The following is a 7,518-nucleotide window of genomic DNA, read 5'->3' as shown; positions in this document are numbered from 1 at the left end:
ACCGGGAAAATGGGAATGCGCCCAAAGAACCTTTTGGCAAAAAAGAACCCCGGGAGCTTGTCAAACTGGATGTTGACCGCGTCAGAATAAACCTGCTCAAAAAGAAATCACCTCAAACAGTGAAACATGTTTTGAATCTCCTTACCTGGATTATAAACTATGGTGTCAAAAACAATCTATGTTCAGGGGTCTCCTTCCATATTCAAAAGCCCACCGTTAACAATGAAAAAACCGAAAACCTGAGCCCGGAACAATTAACAAGCCTGCTTTCAGCAATCGAAGAAGACCCTAACATCCCCGTGGGGAATATGATGAAAATGGCCCTGTATTCCGGCATGCGCCGTGGAGAGCTTTTCAAATTAAAATGGGATGATGTTAGTTTTGACACAGGTTTTATCTGGATTCGTGATCCAAAGGGAGGGAAGGATCAAAAGATACCGATGAACGATATGGCCAGGGGCGTATTGGAAAGCATTGTCAGAACAAAAAGCCCATACGTTTTCCCCGGCCAGGATGGAGGGAAGCGGGTAACGCTGGGCCGGTCGGGAACCAGAATCCGCGAAGCTGCCGGGCTTCCTAAAGACTTTAGGCCCATGCACGGACTGAGACATGCCTACGCCTCAATGCTGGCCAGTTCCGGCAATGTTGATATGTACGTTCTCCAAAAACTCATGACGCATAAATCCCCGCAGATGACACAACGGTATGCCCATTTGAGAGATGAGGTGTTAAAGAATGGCGCCGGTCAGATTGACGATATCTTCAAAAAACAGGCTGAGGATTCCCAGGAAAAGAAAATAGTGAATATCCGTGGAAACAAATAATCTTGACAAATTATCATCGAGTGATAACATGAATAACGAATACGGTTCACTTGACACCCTGCTTGATTTGGACGGCGAAATTTTCCCGATGGATAACGGGTATTGGGTAAAGTTCAATGCAAAATCAATAAATCCAGAGCAGTATGCACCCCACGGAATACGCTATTCCATGTCACTGCATGACAGACACAATACTCGGGTTGTTGGATTCGATAATGCCCATGCTGTTAAGCCAAGCCGCCAAAAGGGATTCTCAGGGCGAAAGGTCACATGGGACCATAAACATAACCTGGATAAAGTGGAACCGTACACCTTTGAAACCGCCGGGCAATTGCTTGAAGATTTCTGGGCGGCTGTGGATGAATACTTACAGGGAGGATAAAAACCATGGCAAGTAAGGTTATGAAAATAGGCATCATGTCAAAGGAAGACTACAAACACCGGACCATTGCGATTGCCAAGGGTGAATATAAACCCCTCAAAAACGAACCCAAGGTATGGTTTGAATCCATGGAATCCCTGGGCCAGGTCTTGAGTGGACAGAATCAGAAACTCTTGAGATTGATCCGGGATCAGCACCCGGCATCCCTGGTTGAACTGGAAATATTATCAGGCCGGAAGAAATCAAATCTTTCCAGGACCCTTAAAACCCTTTCAAATTACGGGATTGTTGATCTGATCAAAGAAAATGGTAAGGTCAAACCCATTGTCAACGCCACGGATTTTCACGTTGAATTAAGACTTTAATCTCTTTCCCCAGGATAGGTTCCGGCTGATCACCGGTTCCGAACAGGCGGTTTCCTGACCGTCTTTCCTGGGGTTTTTCAATCAGGATTCATTACAGGAGATGCGAATATGATAGAATATCAAGCCATCAGTGATACCCCATGGAAGGATAGAGACCAACAACGGGAAGCAACCCTTGACGCCCCGGCAGTTAAGGTTAGAGAGAAGGCCCAGGAAAAAGCCCTATGGGACCACTATATACAGCCCGTGGTTGACGGACACTTCAAGGGGAAATATCAGTACAGGTATTTCGAGGAACCGGCGATAATCACAAATCGGGATATTGACTCCATGCTGCGAACCACAATGGGTTTGTGCATGGACGGGTATGATCTCATTTTCCCGACAGATTGTTTTGAAAAAGAAGTTCTGCGGCGCTTACGGGACGGTAATACCGAATATACACAAAACAAAGAGTATGGCCCCGTTGACCTCAAAGAATTGTTTGGGGATTTCCTATGGTGGCTTTTCGATGACAAAACCCTGCCGATTTATCTATCTTTCCTTGACTTGGAATATGGGCCAGAAGGTCTATGGGAGGTTGCGAGCTCAGACAGCGACCAGAAAAACAAAAAAGACTATATTTCGAAATCAGCGACCGTATCGGATAGCCACCTTGGCAAGGACATATCAAGTGAACAGGCCCTTAATGATGCGGTTTCTATCGTGTCAGAAGACATAATCCGACTATACAACGGGATGAAGGAGCTTTTAAAAGCTAAGGGTCTAACCCTATCTAAAGCGGACGAAAGCCAACAAAAGGAAGCTTGCCAAAAGTTCTATGATAAAAATTCAGATAAATTTACATCCCTTAAACTGAACCACGTTGAAGCAGCCATTGACAATTCAAATTACTGGGGAACTAACAATTCTGCCAGAGATATCAAAGGTGGTTTGTTACAGCAATTTATCAGCCATAAATATAGTTATTTATTCGCTGATAAAAATCTCAAAACCAATTCTCAAGACCTTTATTCTCTTTTCACGAAGCTTCAAAAACAGTCTTAAAAATCACTATTTTTTTTAGTTTTTTTCAAGACTGCGCCTTCCTTTTACCTGCTGTATTTTCTTTTTAAATTAACGAGCAAAACCTTAATTGCTCATTTTAGAAAGGATACAGCAGATGCCAGAGTCCACGAGAAATACCAATTCCATCAGTTCTTCAACAAGCCTTGCGGATATCATTAAATCCCTTGGCCTGCCTAACCGCCTCATGACAGATATTGAGGTCGCAAAAATCAAAAACTGTTCAGTTCAAACGCTGCGAAATGACCGCCACCTTAGACGGGGATTACCTTACATCAAATCCGGCAGGTCTATCCGGTACGCACCCGCTGATATCGCCGCCGATATCTTGGCTTGTCGTATTGATCCCGAGGCAGCTTAGTGCCCCCCAAAAATAAAAAACGCCGGGGAGGACAACCCGGCGCGAAAGAGGAACTCATGATTAAATATAATATAATCAATTATTTGAGACTTGTCAACCTGGCTGTTATCGCGGGGCTTGTTTTTGCTGCGGGGGTGTCATGTTGATGCAATCTCACGACAGAATCCCCGAACTCAAGGTTGCCCTGCCGGACATCCTATCCTGCGTGGACCTAAAAAAAGAATCAGACACCAGTTATGCCGGGCCGTGCCCGGTCTGCGGTGGCACTAATCGTTTTGTTCATAAAACTGACACGGGGCGGTGTTGGTGTCGTCAATGCCATGATAAACCCATGGATGTGATTGATTTCCATTGTTGGGCGTACAGCAAAACTATCCCGGACCTGATGCTGGAATACCTGCCGGAGATACCAACGACACACACACCCCAACGGGGGGCAACACCGGACCCGGTTAATCCCGACATCCAAGCCACATGGAACAAACTCTTAAACAACACCAACGACAAGCCGGTCTTTGATCTATTTGGGCGGCGGGGTCTCTCGGATGCAGTTATTCAAGTTTTATACGATGCTGGCAAGGCCCGGTTCAAAAGACATGCACGGGTTGTCTCCGTGGCCGTGCCATATTCTACCTTGCAGGGGGAAACCCTGGCTATCCAATGCCTGACCGTTGACGGCCAGCCATACCCGTTTACGGTGGACAACGGCAATCCTGCCAACAAAGTCATGCTTAAAGGCTCTGCGATCAGCCAGGATTGTTATTTTACCTGCGGGGCAGATATCAACGCGGCAAAGCATTTTATAATCGCCGAAAGCGTTATCAATGCCTTGACGGCGGTTGAATTCTTTCCCGATGCTTGTTGCATTGCCCTGGGCGGGTCTACATTCACCGGCAAAGTGACAGCTCTAAAACTATATGCCGAGCGAGCCGAGCGGGTGACGGTTTTGGTCGACAACGATAGCGCCTCAGAGACAATGCTTCGGGCTATTTGGGACATTTTAGGGACGAAGGTATGGGCTCCCCGATGGACGGAACAAGACCCAAAGGGCTACGACGTTAATGACTTGTTGATGGCCGGGCAGCGGGACCGGGTTATTGGTATGATCCAGGGGGCGGAGCAGGTTTGGTACAACCAAGAGACTCCGAGCTTTACGTCGACACCTGTCAGGAGAGATGACTGGATGTTTGCCGGGGAGAGATTCCCAAAAACACAATTCCCCTGGAATGTTTTGCCCACCAGCTTGAGCGCATCCTTAAAACAGTTAGCCCGGTCCTGCGCCGCAAGCCCCACTCATCTGCCGGGTATCGCTTTTGGCATCCTGGCAGCCGTGCTTGGTAGGCATATAGAAGTCAACGTCAAACCATCGTGGTCAGAGCCTCTTATTTTTTGGATGCTGGCATTATTACCCAGCGGCCAGGGCAAGAGTCCTGCACAACACGCCTTGAGCGGTCCAATATATGTAGAGCAAGAGAGGCTTGATACTGCACACAAACAGACATTGACCACATGGAAGGCTCTCCCGGCAGATGAGCAAGCGCAAAACCCTAAGCCTGAGCCATTGGGTGGCATCTTTACCAGTGATATGACTATCGAGGGTCTACGGCATGATCAACGAGCATGTGGTGGCATCCTTATATCTAATGATGAGGCAAGCAGTTTTTTTGAAGGACAAAATCAGTACAAAAAATCAGGCAAAGGCACGGATCGAGAATCATGGTTAAAGCTCTACGATGGAAACCCGGCAAGGATTGTGCGGACATCCGGGGCGGTTTTCTTGAAGGGTGCCAGAGCCAGCATTATAGGCGGTACTCAGCCCGGTGTCTTTTGGCGCATATTTAAAGCTGACACCAATGGTGATGATATCTTTTTAGTCGATGGAACCCTTTTTAGGTTCATGATGACCTATGAGGGAGACAAGTTTTTCCCCATGACGTTGGAATCGTGGGACGACTCTAACCGGTCTACCTGGGAAAACCTGATCCAAAATGCTTTATCCTTTTGCAAGGCACATACAGACGTTACGATAGACGGCGATGAGGAGGTGCTCACCCACTCATTGTGGCTGTCTGAGGCAACCCTGGAAGTGTTTGTTGATTGGGCCAACGACTTAAAAGGACTTCTCCCCAAACTCCCCGAGCAGGTGCGGGGGTATATCCCCAAGCTGATTGGCTGGGCTGCTCGGTTGACCGGGATAATCAAATGCCTGGAGTCTTTTTTGGCGGGAACAAAAGTCCCACAGGTCATTGACCCGGACGATTTAAAAAAGGGCATCCGGTTAGCTGAGTTCTACATGGGGCACAATGTCGATGTTATACAGGCCATTGTGACCTCTGCTTGTCCGGCAAAAGAGACTTTCACAGATCAAGAAATCCACCTTGCCCGGACCTTGCAGGATATAAAAGGGGATGTTGATAACGGCAGGCTTGCAATCGGTTTCATCTGGGAAAAATTCAACGAGAGCTGCCCGCCTGAATTACAGTACAAAAGTTCACGGGCGATGGGCAGTTTAATCCGATCTTGTGGGCTAACGGTGTCCGGAGGAAAACATGACGCAAATGGAAAACGGGCCGTCAATTGCCTCGAATGGGACAAGACCACAGATTTATATATAGAAACTTGTCTGCAAAGTCTGCAAAGTCTGCAAACCCAAGAGGGGCAAGGCTTTCCGAATGCAGACATTAATAAATCAAAGTCTGCAATGTCTGCAAACAATACAGATATTGCAGAGAACATGCAGACATTGCAGACATTAGAAATGCAAAGTCTGCAAGCCAAAACAACCGTCAATAAAGGCGATGCAGACAATGCAGACATTGCAGACGTGTTTCCCTGTATAAAGTCCGATGAGGTGACTATATGAGTCATCTCTCTTTCTTAAATAATAGAGGTGTTCAAGCCACCGTCACTCCCGAAGGTAGGCTGAATCTCAAAGGTTTGTCCGGCTTGAGTGATGAAACCCGGCAGGAGGTTGTGACTTTTGCCAGGGAAAACAAAGCAGCGATTTTGTCAGGACTCCAACCACCTCCACCAGACCTATCCCAAATCCAGCCGGGGCACGCTCAGGAATATATCACCCTTTGGTATTCAGCCTGGACATTGGCCGATTATGTCGACGGTGGAGATGCCACAGCGCCGTACCCTGACCGGGTCGCCAGGTTGCCGGAACTAAACCAAATAATTAAACGTATGCGGGACATCGAGGACAGTTCGACGCCGGGGACCCCCAGCCAGGCGAAAAAAATCCCTAACATCCCAGCGGATTACACAGACCAGGACCCGGACACCTGTCCAGCCTGCGGGCAAAATCAGTGGTGGCGTAAGAATAAACCAAATTCAACATGGATTTGTGGACGATGCCACCCACCGGCAACCGGGCTGGATGTCATTTCAGAAAGGATCATATCGTGAGCCCAATGCAACGCATGTTAACCGAAATAAAAAAACACAGCCTGCGGTACTGGATAGTTGAGCATTACAACCAGTGGGACCGGAAACGGCACGATCTGTTCAATATCATTGATCTGCTGGTCCTTGACGGTGGTGTCCTCGGAATTCAAATCTGCCAGGGGAACGATTACCGGCAGCATATTAGGAAGCTGACTGAGGAACACCAGGACAACACCATTGCATGGTTGGAACAGACCGGCACCCGGTTAGAGGTGTGGGCATGGCGCAAACTCAAAAAGGAACGGGGCGGCAAGGCCATGGTTTGGGTGCCGAAAATTGCGGATATCCTACTGGTCAATGGCTGCCCGTATATCGAAGAACGAAAATAAAACCGCCTTCCGGCAGGTAACAGAAAGGAAACGACTATGACAACCGAACGGATTTTAACTGTACAGGAATGTGCAGAGTGGAAAATTGAAGTAGCGATTGAAGAATTGACCAGGCTCAAGGATTGCCCGGACCTGATGCACACACAGGACGGATTAGACGCCCTTCATTATGTGAAAAACATTGCTGATGATTTGATTCAGTGGATTGAAGAGAAGAGACGGAACCCGGCAAGGCTTCATGTGCTTTAGGGCGGAAACGACGAATCGAAAAGGGCCTGCCCGGACCGATAACCCCGGCAGGCCGGAAACAGAATGAACGAAGGATATATATACATGAATTTTGAGTTGAACAGCAAGTCAATTTTAACCAACCTGGGGGCAGCTACGCGGCAGGCAGTTAAGCAATATCTGACCATGCCAAACCCGAAATACTTGGATGCAGTCAAGCAAGGCAGGTACACCATGGGCATTGACCCGGAACTTAAATTCTATGAAGAAGACACAGAAGGGTTAATCTGCCCGCGGGGATGTGCTAGGAAGCTTTACAACTTATGCTCAAGAATGGGCGAAAGCATCCAGATTGTGGACAATCGCCGGAGCCTGGAACCGGTTGACTTTTCTTTTGCCGGGTCACTTCGGGAATTGCAGCAGCAGGCCGTCAATGATGTTTTGTCCAGGGAACAGGGGTTACTTGAGGCAGGCACCGGGGCAGGAAAAACCGTCATGGGGCTTTGGATCATTG

General features: G+C 47.9%; 10 protein-coding genes. All 10 read left to right on the top strand.

Features of this window, described 5'->3' with window-relative positions; genetic code table 11:
- Positions 1-824 (top strand): tyrosine-type recombinase/integrase (locus tag B3D59_RS07370; protein WP_286818685.1); only part of this gene is annotated, 824 nt, incomplete at its 5' end.
- A gap of 28 nt (positions 825-852) precedes the next feature.
- Positions 853-1,206 carry a toxin-antitoxin system TumE family protein gene (locus tag B3D59_RS07365; RefSeq protein ID WP_286818684.1) on the top strand — a complete coding sequence of 118 codons (354 nt, stop codon included), beginning with the start codon at positions 853-855 and terminating at the stop codon, positions 1,204-1,206.
- Positions 1,207-1,211: 5 nt separating this feature from the next.
- Positions 1,212-1,571, top strand: coding sequence for a transcriptional regulator (locus tag B3D59_RS07360; RefSeq protein WP_286818683.1), 360 nt, complete (start codon positions 1,212-1,214; stop codon positions 1,569-1,571).
- Between the two features lie 108 nt (positions 1,572-1,679).
- Positions 1,680-2,618, top strand: a complete 939-nt coding sequence (locus B3D59_RS07355; protein ID WP_286818682.1) for a hypothetical protein — start codon at positions 1,680-1,682, stop codon at positions 2,616-2,618.
- Between the two features lie 115 nt (positions 2,619-2,733).
- Positions 2,734-2,997 (top strand): helix-turn-helix domain-containing protein, encoded by a 264-nt coding sequence (locus B3D59_RS07350; protein ID WP_286818681.1) that lies wholly within the window; start codon positions 2,734-2,736, stop codon positions 2,995-2,997.
- Positions 2,998-3,136: 139 nt separating this feature from the next.
- Positions 3,137-5,860, top strand: a complete 2,724-nt coding sequence (locus B3D59_RS07345) for a DUF3987 domain-containing protein (RefSeq protein WP_286818680.1) — start codon at positions 3,137-3,139, stop codon at positions 5,858-5,860.
- Entirely contained in the window at positions 5,857-6,408 is a 552-nt protein-coding gene (locus tag B3D59_RS07340) for a hypothetical protein (RefSeq protein ID WP_286818679.1), read from the top strand. The genes B3D59_RS07345 and B3D59_RS07340 overlap by 4 nt, the downstream gene beginning before the upstream one ends.
- Positions 6,405-6,776 carry a hypothetical protein gene (locus tag B3D59_RS07335; protein ID WP_286818678.1) on the top strand — a complete coding sequence of 124 codons (372 nt, stop codon included), beginning with the start codon at positions 6,405-6,407 and terminating at the stop codon, positions 6,774-6,776. Before B3D59_RS07340 ends, B3D59_RS07335 begins: the two co-directional genes overlap by 4 nt.
- Before the next feature lie 36 nt (positions 6,777-6,812).
- Positions 6,813-7,025, top strand: coding sequence for a hypothetical protein (locus B3D59_RS07330; RefSeq protein WP_286818677.1), 213 nt, complete (start codon positions 6,813-6,815; stop codon positions 7,023-7,025).
- 63 nt (positions 7,026-7,088) lie between these two features.
- Positions 7,089-7,518, top strand: a 430-nt coding sequence (locus tag B3D59_RS07325) for a hypothetical protein (RefSeq protein WP_286818676.1), incomplete at its 3' end; no start/stop codon positions are given.

Source organism: Desulfobacter sp. UBA2225 (assembly GCF_002348205.1).
In the GTDB taxonomy this organism is placed as follows: Bacteria; Desulfobacterota; Desulfobacteria; order Desulfobacterales; family Desulfobacteraceae; genus Desulfobacter; species Desulfobacter postgatei.
Note: the sequence above shows the minus strand (reverse complement) of the source record. Positions and strands in the feature narration are given on the sequence as shown.